The organism is Lactobacillus sp. UMNPBX6 (genome assembly GCF_002553975.1).
Classification (GTDB): Bacteria; Bacillota; Bacilli; order Lactobacillales; family Lactobacillaceae; genus Lactobacillus; species Lactobacillus gallinarum.
On sequence record NZ_PCZD01000007.1, the window covers coordinates 1 to 16,615 of the forward strand.

17 protein-coding genes are annotated in these 16,615 nt (G+C 34.6%); 2 read left to right on the forward strand and 15 right to left on the reverse strand.

Annotation, left to right across the window (positions count from 1 at the left end; translation table 11 throughout):
* Positions 1-76 precede the first annotated feature (76 nt).
* The 6 genes from CP357_RS02155 to CP357_RS02180 form a co-directional block, all read right to left on the reverse strand.
* Positions 77-247: a hypothetical protein gene (locus CP357_RS02155; RefSeq protein WP_233187193.1), complete on the reverse strand. Its 171-nt coding sequence runs from the start codon at positions 245-247 to the stop codon at positions 77-79.
* Between the two features lie 394 nt (positions 248-641).
* Positions 642-1,901 (reverse strand): RNA-guided endonuclease TnpB family protein, encoded by a 1,260-nt coding sequence (locus tag CP357_RS02160; protein ID WP_098036429.1) that lies wholly within the window; start codon positions 1,899-1,901, stop codon positions 642-644.
* A gap of 125 nt (positions 1,902-2,026) precedes the next feature.
* The gene (fetB, locus tag CP357_RS02165) at positions 2,027-2,785 is read right to left on the reverse strand and encodes an iron export ABC transporter permease subunit FetB (RefSeq protein ID WP_087176247.1); all 759 of its coding nucleotides are present in this window, start codon (positions 2,783-2,785) and stop codon (positions 2,027-2,029) included.
* Positions 2,782-3,420 carry an ATP-binding cassette domain-containing protein gene (locus CP357_RS02170; RefSeq protein WP_098036430.1) on the reverse strand — a complete coding sequence of 213 codons (639 nt, stop codon included), beginning with the start codon at positions 3,418-3,420 and terminating at the stop codon, positions 2,782-2,784. Before CP357_RS02170 ends, fetB begins: the two co-directional genes overlap by 4 nt.
* 134 nt (positions 3,421-3,554) lie before the next feature.
* Positions 3,555-3,803 carry a hypothetical protein gene (locus tag CP357_RS02175; RefSeq protein WP_087176861.1) on the reverse strand — a complete coding sequence of 83 codons (249 nt, stop codon included), beginning with the start codon at positions 3,801-3,803 and terminating at the stop codon, positions 3,555-3,557.
* Positions 3,804-3,959: 156 nt separating this feature from the next.
* Positions 3,960-4,283 carry a hypothetical protein gene (locus CP357_RS02180; protein WP_098036431.1) on the reverse strand — a complete coding sequence of 108 codons (324 nt, stop codon included), beginning with the start codon at positions 4,281-4,283 and terminating at the stop codon, positions 3,960-3,962.
* A gap of 341 nt (positions 4,284-4,624) precedes the next feature.
* Between CP357_RS02180 and CP357_RS02185 the strand changes: the two genes are divergently transcribed.
* The gene (locus CP357_RS02185; RefSeq protein WP_098036432.1) at positions 4,625-5,449 is read left to right on the forward strand and encodes an aminoglycoside N(3)-acetyltransferase; all 825 of its coding nucleotides are present in this window, start codon (positions 4,625-4,627) and stop codon (positions 5,447-5,449) included.
* 55 nt (positions 5,450-5,504) lie between these two features.
* Here the strand turns inward: CP357_RS02185 and CP357_RS02190 are convergent, their stop codons facing one another.
* The 8 genes from CP357_RS02190 to CP357_RS02225 form a co-directional block, all read right to left on the reverse strand.
* Positions 5,505-5,705 carry a hypothetical protein gene (locus tag CP357_RS02190; protein WP_087176858.1) on the reverse strand — a complete coding sequence of 67 codons (201 nt, stop codon included), beginning with the start codon at positions 5,703-5,705 and terminating at the stop codon, positions 5,505-5,507.
* The gene (locus CP357_RS02195; protein ID WP_098036433.1) at positions 5,663-5,881 is read right to left on the reverse strand and encodes a DUF3923 family protein; all 219 of its coding nucleotides are present in this window, start codon (positions 5,879-5,881) and stop codon (positions 5,663-5,665) included. Before CP357_RS02195 ends, CP357_RS02190 begins: the two co-directional genes overlap by 43 nt.
* A 152-nt stretch (positions 5,882-6,033) precedes the next feature.
* A complete protein-coding gene (locus tag CP357_RS02200) occupies positions 6,034-7,287 on the reverse strand; it encodes a site-specific integrase (RefSeq protein WP_098036434.1) in 1,254 nt (417 codons plus the stop codon).
* 64 nt (positions 7,288-7,351) lie between these two features.
* The gene (locus CP357_RS10440) at positions 7,352-8,026 is read right to left on the reverse strand and encodes an AlpA family transcriptional regulator (protein ID WP_098036435.1); all 675 of its coding nucleotides are present in this window, start codon (positions 8,024-8,026) and stop codon (positions 7,352-7,354) included.
* Entirely contained in the window at positions 7,998-8,813 is an 816-nt protein-coding gene (locus CP357_RS02210; RefSeq protein WP_098036436.1) for a replication initiation factor domain-containing protein, read from the reverse strand. The genes CP357_RS10440 and CP357_RS02210 overlap by 29 nt, the downstream gene beginning before the upstream one ends.
* A gap of 125 nt (positions 8,814-8,938) precedes the next feature.
* On the reverse strand, positions 8,939-9,730 hold the full coding sequence (locus CP357_RS02215) for a type IV secretory system conjugative DNA transfer family protein (RefSeq protein WP_158227252.1): 792 nt from the start codon (positions 9,728-9,730) through the stop codon (positions 8,939-8,941).
* Complete coding sequence (locus CP357_RS02220; protein WP_098036438.1) at positions 9,714-10,259, reverse strand: hypothetical protein; 546 nt, start codon at positions 10,257-10,259, stop codon at positions 9,714-9,716. The genes CP357_RS02215 and CP357_RS02220 overlap by 17 nt, the downstream gene beginning before the upstream one ends.
* A complete protein-coding gene (locus tag CP357_RS02225) occupies positions 10,256-10,756 on the reverse strand; it encodes a hypothetical protein (RefSeq protein WP_098036439.1) in 501 nt (166 codons plus the stop codon). The genes CP357_RS02220 and CP357_RS02225 overlap by 4 nt, the downstream gene beginning before the upstream one ends.
* A gap of 384 nt (positions 10,757-11,140) precedes the next feature.
* On the opposite strand from CP357_RS02225, the gene CP357_RS02230 reads away from it, so the two are divergent.
* On the forward strand, positions 11,141-11,848 hold the full coding sequence (locus tag CP357_RS02230) for a hypothetical protein (protein WP_098036440.1): 708 nt from the start codon (positions 11,141-11,143) through the stop codon (positions 11,846-11,848).
* A gap of 46 nt (positions 11,849-11,894) precedes the next feature.
* On the opposite strand, the gene CP357_RS02235 is transcribed toward CP357_RS02230, so the two are convergent.
* Complete coding sequence (locus tag CP357_RS02235) at positions 11,895-16,604, reverse strand: type ISP restriction/modification enzyme (RefSeq protein WP_098036441.1); 4,710 nt, start codon at positions 16,602-16,604, stop codon at positions 11,895-11,897.
* Positions 16,605-16,615 lie beyond the last annotated feature (11 nt).

Below are 16,615 nucleotides of genomic sequence, written 5' to 3' on the forward strand. Positions count from 1 at the left end.
GGCATATCACACACCAGATGAAATCTTCGAAAGAGAATTAGATAAAATCTATCAAACAGCGTAAGTGTTCAATTTATTATTGCAATTTACGAAAATAATTTTTCTTTCCATCTTTTAAATGGGTTGCAATAAAATAATTTTTCGAAGAATCATCATCTTCAGAAATATAATATGTATCAGAAATTTCCTGTGCTTTTTTTTTAGCCTGAGGTCCCGTTTTATACGAAACACCTATATGTAATACCATTTACTCACCTACTATAAAAACTTATTACTTAAAATATACGCTTCTTTCTTCTAAACGCATCAAAAAAAGATGCATCAAGTCACCTCAATGCATCTTTTAGCGCGTGACATTCCGCTTCCTGCACCAACAACAATTGCATCTGCATCTTTTACATGCTTAAAATTCATCTATTTTATTCATACATACCTCGTTAAAATTCACATACACGATGTATTTAACTTTTAACAAGATTAAAGCATGTATGGAAAAAGTAATTAAGATCAGATTCGTGCCGTGTGTAGAGTTATAGACAGATTCTATGAACTACACCGACACTAAAGTGCCGGGTTTCTGGGAACACTGAGTAGTGTTTAGGATCTTACATTGAACTAGTCAAATACCTAACTCACGGAACTCAGCTTGTTACCATGGCCAGTCCCTGACCACTTAGCTTTGTACTTCCTTTATGCAGGATATTAACTGCCGCATTAATATCTCGATCATGCTTGGTTTGACACTTAGAACAAGTCCATTCACGAATTTCTAATGGCTTAGCGCCACTGTTATAGCCACATTTTGAACAAATTCTGGAAGTGTTCTTGGGATCAACTGCAATTAGTTTCTTGCCATACCATTCGCATTTGTATTCTAGCATTTGTCTGAATATCCGCCATGAAGCATTGGCAATTGACTTAGCCAAATGATGATTTTTCTGAAGATTCTTGGTTTTCAAATCTTCAATCGCAATTACATCATATTGCTTAACTAAATGCGTAGTTAGTTTATGCAGATAATCTCTGCGCTGATTAGCTATTTTAGCTTGGCACTTAGCTTTTGACTTTTGCGCTTTTTGCCAATTAGTGAAACTCTCTAAGCTTCTAGGACAAAGCACCTTTTTATTCCTGTCTTGCAAAACTAATAATTTAGCTAAATGTCTGCGACGAGCATATTTTCTTTGCCAGACTTTGGCTTTCTTTTCAAAATAAGAACTGTCAAAACTAGGATATTTTAGCCCATTAGACAGAATCGCTAAATCAGCCACGCCAACATCAATCCCAACCTGTTTGCCAGTTAAGCTGTACTTCTCTGGTTCAGATATTTCTACCTGTAGAGACAAATAATATTTTCCTGTTGGTTCAAGTACGACCGTATAACGCTTAATCTTAACATCTTGCAAAACTCTATTCTTGCTGGTTTTGACATAGCCTAATTTAGGAATCTTCAAGTACCTTTTACCTGCAGTTTTTATGATTGACTTGCCCGTATAAGACTTTTTCAGATACTTGCGTGAATGAAAACGAGGCTTGCCAATTTGACCAGTTTTATCTTGAAAGAAGTTCTTCCAAGATTGAGTTAGGAATTCATTAACTACCTGCAAGCTTGAAGAATCGCTGTTTTTCAAAAAAGGATATTCTTTTTTAAGCGGCTTAAGCAGATAATTCAGCTTGAACTTACCTAAAAAAGGCAAAGCTTTATTATTCTGATAGCGCTCATTCATCATGGCCAGCATTTGATTCCAAACAAAACGATCATTGCCAAACATCTGCTCAAGCTGGTTTTGTTGTGTTCTATTAGGATAGAGTCTTAATTTGATCCCTTTTAGCACATTTGTTCCCTCCTTTCTTTTTAAGATTATATCAAACATATGTTTAAGAAAGAAGGGGGGAACAAGCAAAAAAACTAAAAAAGGCCGGATTCATCACGGGATTAAAATCCCGTGTTTTCTCCGGCAATTAATCAATAAAATGTAGCGAATTTTTAGATAAAAATAAAAGCCCTGGTGTTTAAACTCAGGCCTTCTCATCGCAGCTGCATCTGTTCATTAAAATAATTTTTATAGGCTAAATAACCACTGATCACCGCACCAAGGCTTGTCGCCGACAGTAACATGAATGTGATCATAATCTGATACTTGATCGCGTAAACTGGATTAATTCCTGCGAAGATCAAGCCCGACATCATCCCTGGTAAATTAACCAAGCCCACGGTCTTGGCAGAATCAATCGTTGGCTGCATCGCAGTTTTGATACTCCGACGCAGGATCGGCATCGATGCCAATTTAATATCGCTGCCCAAAGCTAATTTTTCTAAAACTTGTTGATGCAAATCATTGAAACTATCATGCAATGCCTTGTAGCATAAGCCGATCGCCACCATTTCATTACCGGCAATCATCCCCGTAATTGGAATCACCTGCATCGGGATGGGCTTAATTACCCCTGAAAAAATCAGCAAACCTAGCGTCACATAGGTGCCGATGGCCTCGGCAATTATCGAATTCCAAAGACTGCGGTGCGGATTAGGATCACGTTTATTAGCGTTCCAGGACGCGTTAAAAATGATGACCAAGGTCGAAACGATGGTTAACCACAGCTGATCAACGTGAAAAATAAACTTCAGCACAAAGCCGATAATGACTAACTGAATAATTGCTCTAAATACACTCGTTAAAATATCTTTAGTTAAGCCCAGCTTTTCCTTAGCTGAAATTGCGATTGATACCAGCACCAAGGCAAAAGCCAACACTAAAGATAAATTACTAACCATCACATTCTTCATTTGATGATCCTTCCCTGCTTAATCTGCATAATATGACCGGCCGTCTGAATCTCACTTTGATCGTGAGTTACTCGAATAATAGTAGTTCCTTGTTCGTGCACTCGCTTAATCAATTGATGCACTATTTCCTTGCTATCATCATCAAGCCCAGTTGTAACCTCATCTAGTAGCAACACCTTAGGCAGAAAAACTATATTTCGAATGAGAGCCACTCGCTGCTTTTCTCCACCTGACAAAGAATTTATGTCCTTATCCAAAAAATCAGCAGATAGATCAACTAGTTTTAGTAACTCATCTATCCTTTTTTCTACAACGACTTGCCTTCTAATTTCATAGGGAAAAATCAAGTTTTCTCTTACCGTTTTGCCAAACAAGCTCGGCTGCTGGAAACAATAAGAGACTTCCCTGCGGTATTGGACGGGATCGTATTTCGCCATCTTTTTGTCTTGATAAAAAATATCGCCTGCTGTTGGGCTGATTAAATTAGCGGTTAATTTTAAAATAGTACTTTTACCAGAGCCTGATGGTCCAACCAAGGTCAAAAAATCTCCTCGATCTACCTTAAAAGAAACATCATGCAAGATTTGTTTTTCTTTTACCTGGTAACTAATATGTTTAAATTCGATAATTGTCATAGTTTTTTCCTAAAAATATTTTTGCATTAACATTTTTAGTTTAACCATATTGGCTTTAGGTGACAAATTAAATATGTGATTGCATAATAAAAAGCCATAGCGCTTAAACCATGGCTAATTTATTTTCATTAACATTATTCAGCTGCAGCGGCTGCTTCTTCCTTAGCTTCCTTGGACAATCCAGCAAGGTCACCTAACAAGGTAAAATCAATTTGAGTTGCTAAAGATGGCTTTTTACGCAAGAAATCAATCTCAGATGGTTTAACGTTCTCAGTTGGATTATCTTTGGAAATCAACTCTTGTGAGATTTCACTATCAGTTAATTTTTTATCCTCTAATACACTTTCTGCTTCTTTGACTTCTTTTTCATAATGCTTTGTCATAAAAAACGCCTTCTTCACCTTTCATTGTAGTTAGTTTTATAGAAAGGTATAGCAAAACGTACTTTTACTTTGATATATTGCTTAGATCACAAAAAAAGACATGGCGTTTAAACCATGTCTTAACGAGTTTATTTATGCTGACTAGAAAGCTTAGCTTTAGGACTTACATTTCTTATCCAACACACTAAGTAAAACTGCACTTACTCCTACTAAAACAGCTCCTAATGCTATTGAAGCTTGACGCTTATTACTAGTATTTGGTAACATCTCTCGCTTAGTTTGAGCCTGTTCATTTCTAATTACAGCAGATTCATGTGGCTTAGCAAATCTAGCTGTCTCTGTTTTGGGATTATTATTTGAGTTATATTGACGTTTTACGTTTCTTCTAGCCTTTGGATTATTATTCGTGTTTCTGCTTGAATACTTTGTAGTACCTGAATTTTTCTTTGATTTACCGTGATTGTCATTATTAGTTTTCAAACTAGGTTTGTTGGGCTCCGATGTTAGTTTATTTGGTTCAGGAACTGAAGTTGGCTGTTTAGGACCGGGCTTTGGTCAGGTTCAGGACACCTTAGAATCTTACTTTGACTAAATAAAGAATAAAAAATCAATCTATGAGAAAGATCTATTTACACAAAAGATTTGACAGTTTCAGTTATTTTTATCTATTATTTAAAAATGTTAAAATACCGCTATTGATTATTCGAAAGGTAAATTAAGATGAGTAATAAAAAGAATAAAATTAACAATGCTGAAATTAAGACAAGAGTAATTATTTTCAGACCAAGTCAATAACATCTTATCTAGAAAAGGAATAAATTATGTCTGAAAATTTAATCGAAACTGTTGTTACAAAAAACGATTTAAAAGAAGCTTTCGCAAAATTGGGAGTTAAAAGCACAGATTCTTGCATGGTTCATACTGCCATGAGTAAGTTTCAATATTTACCCGGTGGGCCTAAAACAATTGTTAGAGCACTTGAAGAAACTTTATCCGTTGGCACACTAATGATGCCGTCACAGGTTTCAACGAATTGTGATCCAGCAACTTGGGAGTATCCACCCGTTCGTCAAGATTTAATTCAGGTGGTTAGAGATAATATGCCACCATATGATCCAAGGACCTCAGCTACAGAAGGTATGGGCATAACGCCAGAATACTTTAGGAATTTACCTGATGTAGTTCGCAGCACGCATCCCTATTTGCCAGTTGCTATCTGGGGTAAAAATGCGGCTGAAATTGCCGCACGTCAGCCTTTAAACCTGCCATATGGGATCAACAGTCCACTTGATTATTTGTACAAGAACGATGGCAAAATTATTTTCTTAGGTACCGATTACGAAACCTGCACAATACTTCACTACGCAGAATCTACGATTCATCGCAAAACTGAAACCTGTTCTGCAGCAACCAGTATCGACCAAGATGGAAAAACGATTTGGACAAATTATCAAAACATAGATTTAGATTCTTATGACGATTTCAACGAATTAGGTGAAGTTTTTGAAAAAGAATTTCCTAATGAAGTTAAAGCACAAAAATTAGGTCAAGGAATTATCAAAGTAATCAACAGCAAATCCTTGATCGATTTTGCCCGTCAATGGTTTAATAAAAAAGATCATCAATTTGGTAATGCAGTAGATTAATGAAGATCAAAAAGAGCAACACGAGATTCTTTCTCATGTTGCTCTTCTTTATTTTCTATTCTTTTTGCGAAACTCCACTTTCCGCATCTGGCTTGACCTCATCAGTTTTTGAATAATCAAAATCGTCAAGAGTTACCGCACCATCTTCATAGTGTTTTCCATGACGCTCTTCAACCGGTATCCCTAAAGCAATCGACCATTCCTTTGTTTCTCTTAGTTTATATTTTCTTGCTTTCTTTTTAAAACAATAAACCAAATTAGATAGCCAATAATGACAGGAATTGCAAAAATTAGCCAGATCAGCAAAGTCATTTCTTTTAATTGAGCCGTTTGAGCTACTCCTGCTCCGTCAACATTCCTAAACCAGATAATTGCTGCAATTGCTATCCAGACCAGCAATACAATTAATCCGCTAGTTTTCCATGCTTTCATAATTCTCCTCCAAGAAAATTGTGCTATTAATAAATGTTTTATTTATAGTACAAAAAAAGATCTGATTTTTCAATCAGATCTTTTAAACGTATTTATTAATGCTGACTAGAGGATTCGAACCTTGACGATTCATTGGCTCTACATCAAGCTTTTCAAAGTGTCTTTAACTTTTGTGTGTTGGGTTGTGTGTTTGAATTGATCAGATTTAACATTTCTTCATCTTTATCTTGATCAACATGGACGTATGTCCGTAAAAACATATCTACCGAGTGTCCCATTCTATTAGCTGCCCAAGGATACTTCATCCCTGGAGTATTTGCTAATTTAGTAGCCACAGTATGACGACAAGTATACATAGTTACTTGCTTATCACCATTATTGACTCTAACTTTTTTAGCTATCTTCTTAAGCAAATCATTCATACTTCGTTGATTAATTGGATAGCACAGTTTAGTTAACTGTTGGTTAGTAAGGTTCAGCATAATAAAGTTATTACTATTCAGCATCCCTTTACCGGCTAAATAATCTTGTTGTTTCTTATGGAACGTCTTCAAAAGTTCTACCGTATTAGCTGAAATAGAAACAGTTTTGCGTGAATAGCCTCTTGGACGACCTTTTAAATGATGGTTAAGCTGATGAGTTTTATCATTCCATGCGTCATCAATCCTAAACACATGATAACTACCATCAATAATTAATTCATCCCATCTAAGAGCTTGTATTTCTTGAGGACGCATACCAGTTTCAATTCCTACTAAAATTGCTAACTTACTAGTCCAAAAGCGTGTATTAGTATGCAAAAGTTCATTTTGAAGCTCTGCCTTAATTGCTGATACTTCTCCATCACTAAACGTATACTTAGCTTCAGGCATAGAAAATTCATCATAGCGGAAGAATGCTCTAAGAGGATTTTTTGGCACTGGATTTCTAGCTAAACCATCTTCAACTAAGACTGAAAAGTAGGTACGTAAATGTTGCAAACGTCTATCAACTGTCGTATGACGCCCTACAGTAGCATTATGAGTAGCAATATATTGACGAGCGAATTTACGAATCATAGCTGTATCAATATCTTTAAGTTTAGCTTTACCAAAAAATTGACTAACAAGCTTAGAGGTATATAACCAGTCTGAATAAGTCGTTTGACTCCATCTACCTGATTCAAATTCACCTTTAACATAGTTAGCAAATTCAGTAGCAAATTTCTTTTCACTTTGTTCCGCTTGAACTATCTTATTATCTTGATATTCAGCCCACAGTTTACGCTCTACCTTCACTGCTTCAGCTCTAGTAGTAACTTTTTTACTAGGTACTTTAATAACCTTTTTAGTTATAGGATCAATCGGTTGAATTCTAACTCTATATTGTCCTTTGCTTTTACCAGATGTAATTCTAGTGATTGACATTATTATCTCCTTATTAAAAAAGGAGTGCCGAACTCTGGTACTCCTTCATTATACATTAATCTACCTAAACTTGAGCCATGTAATCCAACCATTCTTGCACTTCAGACAGTAAATAATAATATCTGCCGCCAGTATAATTTTTATGTTTTGGACATTTAGGTAATTTGTTCTTCTTGGCTTTGGCTTCATTAACCTTAATCGTTCGCCAAAGAGTAGTATTACTTACTCCTAATGTTTTAGCTAAAGTTGTTTTTGAAAGTCTTTTTTCATTATTAATATTCATCTTTTTTGTTTGCCATCCTTCTGCATTTGCATCCCCATGAAGAGTATATTGTAATTGACTAACTTCATTAAGTGTTCTCTCCAGATCAAGTGATTTACGATCTTGTCTTAAAACTTCTAAATTCTTTTTAGTGCTATTGGATAAATAATAGTGACCAGGTACATCCTCAACTGATACAAAATCTTTTACAAACTTAATGAATGTATCTATACCCTTTTCACCAAATGTTGCTTTAAGTTCATACATAAGTCCCATTGAACCACTAGCAATAAAGGTTAGAACCCTTTGATATAGCAAAGCATTTGAACTAATAATACTGTCTGGATCTTTAGAATGTGCTTTAATTTCACTCCATATAGGAGTTAGATCATAAGTTGGTGATTTACTTATTTTCTGAAGTTCAATCCATAGTGGAGTTAATTCATACTTAGCTTTTATCTTTTGACTTTTTTTCATTGTTAATCACAAGTTTCCAACGTTTATAAACATAACCAGCTAAGTAAGGATAAATATCATCAGTAGTGAGTGTAGCAATCGTCGACCCAAGTACTCTTGAAGCTCTTCCTTTAATTTCTGCTTCTACTCGAACCCAGTCATTGCAGTTAACTGCAACATTATGATAAAGGCCTCTCGCCTTCATCTGCTCTTTCTTTTTATCGTACAGCCGTAAGAAATTATCAGACTTCCTACTTCCAACATAAATTGTCTCTACTTGCTCACCAGCACCAATATGCCCTATTCGCTTAAGTGGAATCTTTCTATTGACTGAATCAATAAATAGCCACTTCCCGGATCGCAAGTTTTGGTAAACTTCAGCAACTGAAAAACCATGATTGATGAAATCTGCTGCTATATCGATTCGACTAGCATGACCATGATAAACTTGATAAATCTGTTCAATCACTTTATGCCAACTAATAGGTTTATCACTATTATTTTCTAGATAAGCTTTACCGGAGGCAGTCATGTGAAGAAATAAACCCATATCTGGTCTAGTTGGATTGTACATTAAAGTTATACTTCCACCTTGATTAGTCCCAAACTGTGCCGATCTTGAATAGCCATTATGTCCATAACTAAGTAGATTTGGCTTTCCAAAGATCTTGGTCAAGTGAAGCAAAGTATCATAAATTTGAAATTCTTGTGGCAGTTGCTTTGCCTTCAGAGCTTGCTCTTCCATCGGTATCATCAAGCCCATCTGATCAATTTTGATTTTAGTTTTAGGGTTTATTTGTTGTTTCATAATTAACTCCTTGAAGGAGGTCTACACCCGTATTACTTAACGGGCGTCAGCTTTCGCTGATCGCTCCGCTCAAACCACTCCGTTTCGACAGGCAAGCCTGTCGATTTGCCAGCTACAGCTGTCGACTACTTCCAATAAGGTTCTTCTGCAAAGTGCATATGATTGCCTTTAACGTCTAAATACTTAACTAGTTTAGGAATGTTCAACTCTGATGGATCATCAATAATTATCGACTGTGGCACAGCCGTCCCGAGCAAATCGGTATAAATCAAGCCATGTCCTGGTATCCGTTGAACAGGAGGTAGCTCTTTAACATCAACTCCGGGAAATGCCATCCTCAAAGTATCGCCATCACTGCTTCCCATAACAATTCTGGTACTAAGCTCTAATGAAAGATCACGATCCATAGTTGTCGCACTAAGCCTTTGACTAGCCATAATTACGTAAATTCCCATTGCACGTGAACGATATATGATTGCCTTTAAATAATTAAGGATCTCTTCTCGTGTTTTACGATCTGCTTCTGAAAGAGTTGATCCCACTTCATCAAACAGAACTACAATCGGTCTTAAACCGTAGTCAAGCCAAGTCCAGCCCCAATGATCATGGTAGTGATCATACCTGGCGCTCAAGTTATTTGAAGTAGTCCTAAGCAGTTTTGCTACTTGTGCTGGTGTGGCAGCCACTCTTTCAGTGCCATCTATCAATTGATCCTTCATGCCATATAAATCAGATCGCTTAGTATCAGCAATCATAAGCTTTGCTCCAAATTTTTGCATTATCCTTAACGCCAAAAGTACCGCACTAACTGTTTTTCCGGTACCTGGCAGGCCGACTAACAGTGCGCCGCTACTTCCACAAACTCCTATAGGGTGAAAACGATCTAACCACACAGCTTTACTATCTAAAGTCATCATTACTGAGCTTTCTTCCAGCCTGCTTATACTTGTAAATCTTGTAGGTTGCATGACCATAGTCATCAACTAACTCTGCCGGCAAATGAAATTCCTCGGTCAGACGTCTTTGTAGTCTGTAAATGTTATCTGGATTTGGGCACCCGTTAGCATATACCTCAATTTGTGTGTACTTTTCTGTATCAGTTACAACGATTCTGGGTGCATCTAATACCTCACGAGTATCAAATAATAGAGATGAGGTGCGACTATTTTTCAATCGTACCAAACCAGCAGACATAACCACTCTTCTCAACTTCCTTCTAATTGGTTTATGGGCACCAAAATTATAGTTGACTAGAATTTCTTTCACTATAATGGCTACTACTCCAAGCAAAAGCATCTTATCAAAAGATCTAGCTTGAAAAGTAACTAAAAAGCCCACTAATCCCATGATAAAGAATCCTATAAAAATTAGTGAATCAGAAATAAGAGAGAGTTGACCTTTCCTTACTGTTGTATCTTTCAGATTAATTTCGAATCTATTGCTCATAATCGACTAGCCTCTTTTACTGAAATAGGAACAATTTCTGCTTTACTTGAGTTTATCGATTCACCACCGATATATGTGTAATGTGCTAAATTATCAAAACGAACTACAATTTTTTTTGCATTGTCATCTAATTGATTTTCTGCAAACTTTACCGGATCAAGAATTGGTTCAGAATTTTTGACCTTGATTGTTAACAAAGAACCCAAAGTCGCCTTGGCTTTCTTTTGAATGATTTTGACAGTGTACAAGCTTGCAACATGGACTTCACCAGAATCCTTATCTACAGATTCTTGTCTTTCAAGGCCATCTAGTTCCAAAAGGTCACCTGTGTACTCATACAAATCTGCGTCCATTAAACTTTGAATAGGCTGAGTTTTGCTATTTCTAACAGGTGCAAAAGTACTTGGTTCAATTTTTTTATCTACTTGATGGCTCTTCGTAGTATCTGGTACCTGAGCTACTGGAATCTTTTTACCTTGATTTTGATTATTCATCATTTTTGTCCTTTCATAAATCATGACCCTCAGGTCATTTAACTTTATGCTTCTATGCTACCTGCATCTTAAAAAACAAGCTATTACATCAAAAGCAAAATAAAAGGCCGATACAATTACGTCCAAAAAACGTTATTGTATCAGCCTTTTTTGACATGTTTTTAGTTTTAATATCTAAATTAGAATCATGTAGTAAAGTTCATTTTTGCGTTTTAAAAGTTAAAATCGAGTCCTATTTTTTTTGCATTATTATTGGCTTACTAAATTAATTTAGCCGAAATTCTGCAAATATAAGTAATCAACCTGCAGATTTCAATTTGATCATATTATGAATCCAACGCGTTAAAAAAATGAAAGGAGAACATGCAGGCCTGCTCATTTTGAGCATTGAAATTTAAAAACAAAAAATTTATAGCCAAAAATGGAATCACAATTTTTCTTACAAAAGAAAAACTATCATTTGAAAAGCTTAGTGAAAAAATTCAGAAAATAGAGGTTAACATCTTTAATGCTAATTTAGAATACATCAGTAAAGATATTACTCCACATAAAGTCTTCACTTGGGCTCAGGGTGCAATCCCGAAAGCTACCGAAATCCAATCTTTAGCCTATTTGAAGTACAAAAATACTGATAGATGGCTTGATGTATACATTCCCACACCACAAGTTGCCGTATATATTCTTAAAGATGTCATAACCAAAATGGTAAATAAGGCTTTTAAAGATCCAGAAAAGTTAAGTAACCAAATCACTACATTAACTTACCTTGAAGCATTTCACATTTTAACGGATACTAAAGCTAGTCAAGTAAAGATGGCTACTGCTTTAATTTATTTTGTATGGGAACATTATATTGCAGTAACCAATAGATCATCTTCAGTTAGAATAGTACCTTCATTTTCTGAGAATAGTAAACAAATTATTTTAAATTCCATCTATTATAATATTGATACAATTAATCCATGTTCAATTTTTGTTACAGAATTAACAAAAAAATTACGTTCATCAGTTACATTAGATGACTTTGATGATGGTATAGTGACCACTAAAGTTAAAGAAATTGTACTGCCTTATATTTTTGATTTATTCAAATAAAAAAAGTAGAGAATGATTATCTCATCCTCTACTATTCAAATATACGCTATTCATCGATCTCTAACTTAGGTAATGAGTTAATTAAATCTACCGTTTGAACTGATACATTAATAATTCTAAGCAGCAAATTAAAGATATACTTTGGGTCATCACTAAAGTCATTGGGGTCATCAGTAATGCCAGATTTATTATCAGTCTTAACTCGATACTGATCCATAATCCATTCAATTGCTGACCGACCATTAACGATGTATTGATATGCCTTTTCAGGGATGTTAGAGATAGTCAAAGTATCGTTGTAAATAATAGTTGATCTATCATTTACTTTCTTACCAGTTTCAGGATCTTTCTTATTAGCAAACTTCATCTTCTTAACTTTATAGTAAGCATCCCCAGTGGTAGTGATATTTACATCTTCATAAACTGGTACTTCTTCATAGTTAAGATGAAGATCCATTAAGTTTCTACCTACTTTGATATATTTTTCTTTATTCTTAATCATAGGTATACGTACTACATCTTTATTTAAATTATTCTTAAATTCTAGTTTATACTCTTTAGAGTTCAACAAACTGTATATATATGGAACTATATCTTTAACATCTATACCTAGCTTATTAGCAAAATTTATATTTAAATTACTGTTATTGTTATTCTTTAATAGATTCATTTCAGTTTGGTCATTATTTTTCACATAAAAACCTTGTGTTTTTCCAAGTGCATCATAGCTAGGCAATGTATCAACTACTAAGCTAGAAAAGCCTTTAGCAACACTTTTCCCTGAAGTAAGTAATGCAATGTTATTTGATCCCCATTTTGAATAGAAATCTCTAGGTCTGTCTACTAAATTTTTATCATACATTAACCATTTTTTAGTAAAAGGTCTATATAACTGTAAAGAAATTTTATTTGGATTAAAACTTAACAGTTTATTTGTCTTCAACTTCTTTCCTAGTTCTTCTGACCATTTTATCTCTGTGTCATTGTATAAAGTTAATACATCAGCAGCAGGAATATGATTTTTTACTAAGTAATTAAAATTATTTAATAGCTTTTTACTATTATTCAATACGGCTTGTTTTGAAAAACCTACAACCCATGAATCTCTTTGAGTAGTTATGCCAAGCGAATGATTGAAAAATGGGGATTCAGTAGTTGAATCTATAGAGATGAATTTTGGATATTCTTTATTTTGTTGATTTATCCAGTCATTATTACTGTCAGGTTTAATTTTTGTCCATTTAATATTCTTAATTGAACCTAATTCCATAAGGCTACTTAATTTTTGCCTTCTTGATTGATAATTATCTACTTCGCTATAATTTAATTCATGTTTATTACTAGTGTCTTTAATTAGAATTAATACTGCAACTCCAGTCATAATATTAAATATATTTTGTCCTTCTTTTTGTGCAGCACTCCTAGTTTTACCTCGAACTCCGCCTTTCAAATTATAAACATAAACATAATTAAACTCTTGCAAAAGATGCTGTCTAAACGTCCTAAAAGCTCTACTATCTATGTATCCGGAATTTGTAATAAAACCTATTATTCCATTTTCTCTAATTCTGTCACTCGCCCATCTAATGGCTTTTACATAAGAATCATAAATTGAATTTACATTATGAACATTATTTTTGGCAACATATAGTTTTCTAATTTCATCTTCAAGTTTTAAGTAATGAACATTTTGATTATCATCATTTGCATTTTTTTGTCCCGCAGAATAAGGTGGATTAGAAATAATAGCAGTAATTGGTACTTCTTGTTGTTTCTTTAGACGTTCATTGTTTTCTCCAAATAAGTCATCCATAAAGCTGTCTTGTCGCTCAGTACTCTCAAACGTATCAGTAAGAACAATTCCATCAAAAGGTACATATCCACGATCAGGGCCATTAACTTCATCAAATACTGCCTCAATATTTATTGCAGCAATATAATAGCTCAAAAGTACAATTTCATTAGCATGAAGTTCATGCATGTACTTACGTAAAATATCATCATAAGTAATTTTTCCTTCATCCATTTGCTGCTTTAAGTATTGCAAAGTTCGAGTAATAAAGGTTCCTGTACCAGTAAATGGATCAAGAATATGAACTCCTTCATCTGCTAACCCTTTACCAAAGTATTTATGAAGTGCATCATCAACTGAATGAACAATAAAGTCTACTACTTCTACTGGTGTGAAGACGATACCTAATTGTTCAGTAGTATCTTTAAATCCTGTTCTAAAGAATTTATCGTACAAGGTGACAATTAATTTTTGCTTTCCAGCTGCATTATCAATCCCCGAAGCACGTAACTTAATTGATTCATAAAATGGTTTTAATTGCTCTTGTTCTTTAGCAAAACCAAATACTTTAAATGCAGTAATAACATCATTCATTGATTTAGAAACTGCATTATTCTTAACAAAACTGTATTCACCAAATAATGCATCAAAGATAGGTTCAGTAATTAAGTGTTGAGCAAGCATTTCAATAGCTGATTCTTGTGTAATAGAATCATTGATATTGTGTTTCAAACTCTTTAGGAACTTATCAAAAGCAAGTTTAGCACCCTGATTTGAATCAACTAAGTCATTAATTCTACGTATGTACATCTTAGCGATGTCAGCCACATCTTTTGACCAATCCTCTAGATATCTTCTATCACCAACATGTTGAACAACTTTACCATAAAATGCTGTTTGCATATCTTGCCAATGAAGTGGCAATTCTAATTGTTCAGGCTCTTGATTTTCTTCCGCATTTTTTCCCTTGTCTTCAGTAACATCATCATCTGGCTTAGTATCTACACCAATAAAGTTAATCTTGCCTGTTTTCTTCTTATTAAGGTCAAGCTTATTAACTTCTGCTTCAAAACGCTCATCAGTAGATCTAAGGGCATTAAGTACCTGCCATACCTGCTTATATTTTTTGTCATTGTTTAATGCTGAAGAAGGATCTACACCATCGGCCACTACAATAGGTAAGATAATATAGCCATAGTCTTTACCCTCTGCCCGGCGCATAATACGACCAACAGCTTGAACAATATCAACTTGTGATTTTTTAGGGCTAAAGAAAATAATTCCATCCAAGTTTGGTACATCAATGCCTTCAGTTAAAAATCGTACATTAGAAAGAACTCTGGCATGATTATCTTCAATATCATCGTTACCCAACCAATCAATTTGAGTGGCTTTTTCAAGAGCATTTAAAGAACCATCAACGTGATGAACGTCAACTTGAAAACTATCTTCTGAATTTTCATCAAGATAATCGTTTACTACTTGCTCAAATTCATTTGCTAAGATTTTAGAGTGCTTAATCGTATCAGTAAAGGCAATAGCACGCTTCATCGGCGCGCCGTCTATTTCACCAGTCACACCATTACGCTTAACCATGGCATTCCAAACACCAATAATCTTACCAATATCGTCAACCTTAAGTTCATTATCTGCAGCCATCATTTTCTGCATATCTTTATTGATGTAAGATTCACTAACAGCTAATACCATTACTTTATAATCAGTTAAATAGCCTTGTGCTACTGCTGTACCAAAGCCAAATCTAAAAATTTCTTTACCATATTTAACTTCATCATCCATAGATGAAACTACAATACTATTTTCAACAGCTTTTTTCTTAGCATTAGCGTCATAAATCTTAGGAGTAGCTGTTTGATACAAACGAAGCTTACCTTTTACGTTTTTATTAGAATGAACTTCAGTAAAGTCTGTATCCTCTCCTAATTTAGTTGCACCAGTAGTTCTGTGTGCCTCATCTGCAATAATTAAATCGAACTCTGGATAACCTGCTTCTTGAGCCTTATGAATAACATCAATAGATTGGTAGGTACTAAAGGTAACAACCATATTGCTTGACAGATTTAATTCTTGAATTTCCTTATATTGATCTATTAATTCATTTGCTTTAGTAGTTGGAGCAAAACCAATATCCTTAGCACCTAAATCATCATCATCTTGCCCTTTACGCTTGTTAGCTTTTCTGTCTGAAACAACAGAAAATGAAGTCATGTGAATATCATCAGATACATCATCATTCCAGCTAAACAAAGTTTGTGATAGTAGTTGAATACTTGGAACTAAGTAAAGAACATTAAAATTGCTCTTCTTTTGATCACGCATTAAAGCTTCTGCGATCTTTAAACTCGTAAAGGTCTTACCAGTACCAGGAGCCATAATCAACTTGCCACGATCATGATCTTTATAATATTCAACAGCATTGTTTACTGCTGTCTGTTGATACTTACGAAGCCTCTTCTCCTTTTTAGTCGAAAGATTATTTTCTTTAGCAAAAGAAAACTTCTTCCAATCAATATTTGCATGACGTAATTGAGATAGACCAATTCTAGTAAAAGGCTTAGTTGTTCCAGTTAAAGCATTTTCTGCGTTTCTATTCCATTCATCAGTTGTAGAAACAAGCATCCCTGCAGAATAGTAATCCTTACCAGTTTCAGCAACAAATGAATTAATCTCATCCTTGCTTACCTTGCCTTTATCAAACTTAGCCTGAACCGCTGTTAAATTACCTTCATAATCTTTAGCAACAATATCTACACCAGTATCTCTTTTAGAAATATGGTATTCTGCTGGAACTTCATTAAGCATCCAAACATCTTCAAATTTTTGCTTATATAAAGGTTCATTCTTAAGATAAGCAACAACCATCTTTTCAAAGGCTGTTCCTCGATCTCTTTGATTATCTAAATTATTATCTATTTGATTTACAAGTTCATCAAATGTAGCCATATGTTACCTCT

Bases quoted from the DNA above. Each gene is read 5' to 3' on its own strand.
- CP357_RS02155 (WP_233187193.1), bottom strand. From the start codon at position 247: ATGGTATTACATATAGGTGTTTCGTATAAAACGGGACCTCAGGCTAAA.
- fetB (WP_087176247.1), bottom strand. From the start codon at position 2,785: ATGAAGAATGTGATGGTTAGTAATTTATCTTTAGTGTTGGCTTTTGCC.
- CP357_RS02170 (WP_098036430.1), bottom strand. From the start codon at position 3,420: ATGACAATTATCGAATTTAAACATATTAGTTACCAGGTAAAAGAAAAA.
- CP357_RS02175 (WP_087176861.1), bottom strand. From the start codon at position 3,803: ATGACAAAGCATTATGAAAAAGAAGTCAAAGAAGCAGAAAGTGTATTA.
- CP357_RS02185 (WP_098036432.1), top strand. From the start codon at position 4,625: ATGTCTGAAAATTTAATCGAAACTGTTGTTACAAAAAACGATTTAAAA.
- CP357_RS02195 (WP_098036433.1), bottom strand. From the start codon at position 5,881: ATGAAAGCATGGAAAACTAGCGGATTAATTGTATTGCTGGTCTGGATA.
- CP357_RS02200 (WP_098036434.1), bottom strand. From the start codon at position 7,287: ATGTCAATCACTAGAATTACATCTGGTAAAAGCAAAGGACAATATAGA.
- CP357_RS10440 (WP_098036435.1), bottom strand. From the start codon at position 8,026: ATGAAAAAAAGTCAAAAGATAAAAGCTAAGTATGAATTAACTCCACTA.
- CP357_RS02210 (WP_098036436.1), bottom strand. From the start codon at position 8,813: ATGAAACAACAAATAAACCCTAAAACTAAAATCAAAATTGATCAGATG.
- CP357_RS02215 (WP_158227252.1), bottom strand. From the start codon at position 9,730: ATGATGACTTTAGATAGTAAAGCTGTGTGGTTAGATCGTTTTCACCCT.
- CP357_RS02220 (WP_098036438.1), bottom strand. From the start codon at position 10,259: ATGAGCAATAGATTCGAAATTAATCTGAAAGATACAACAGTAAGGAAA.
- CP357_RS02225 (WP_098036439.1), bottom strand. From the start codon at position 10,756: ATGATGAATAATCAAAATCAAGGTAAAAAGATTCCAGTAGCTCAGGTA.
- CP357_RS02235 (WP_098036441.1), bottom strand. From the start codon at position 16,604: ATGGCTACATTTGATGAACTTGTAAATCAAATAGATAATAATTTAGAT.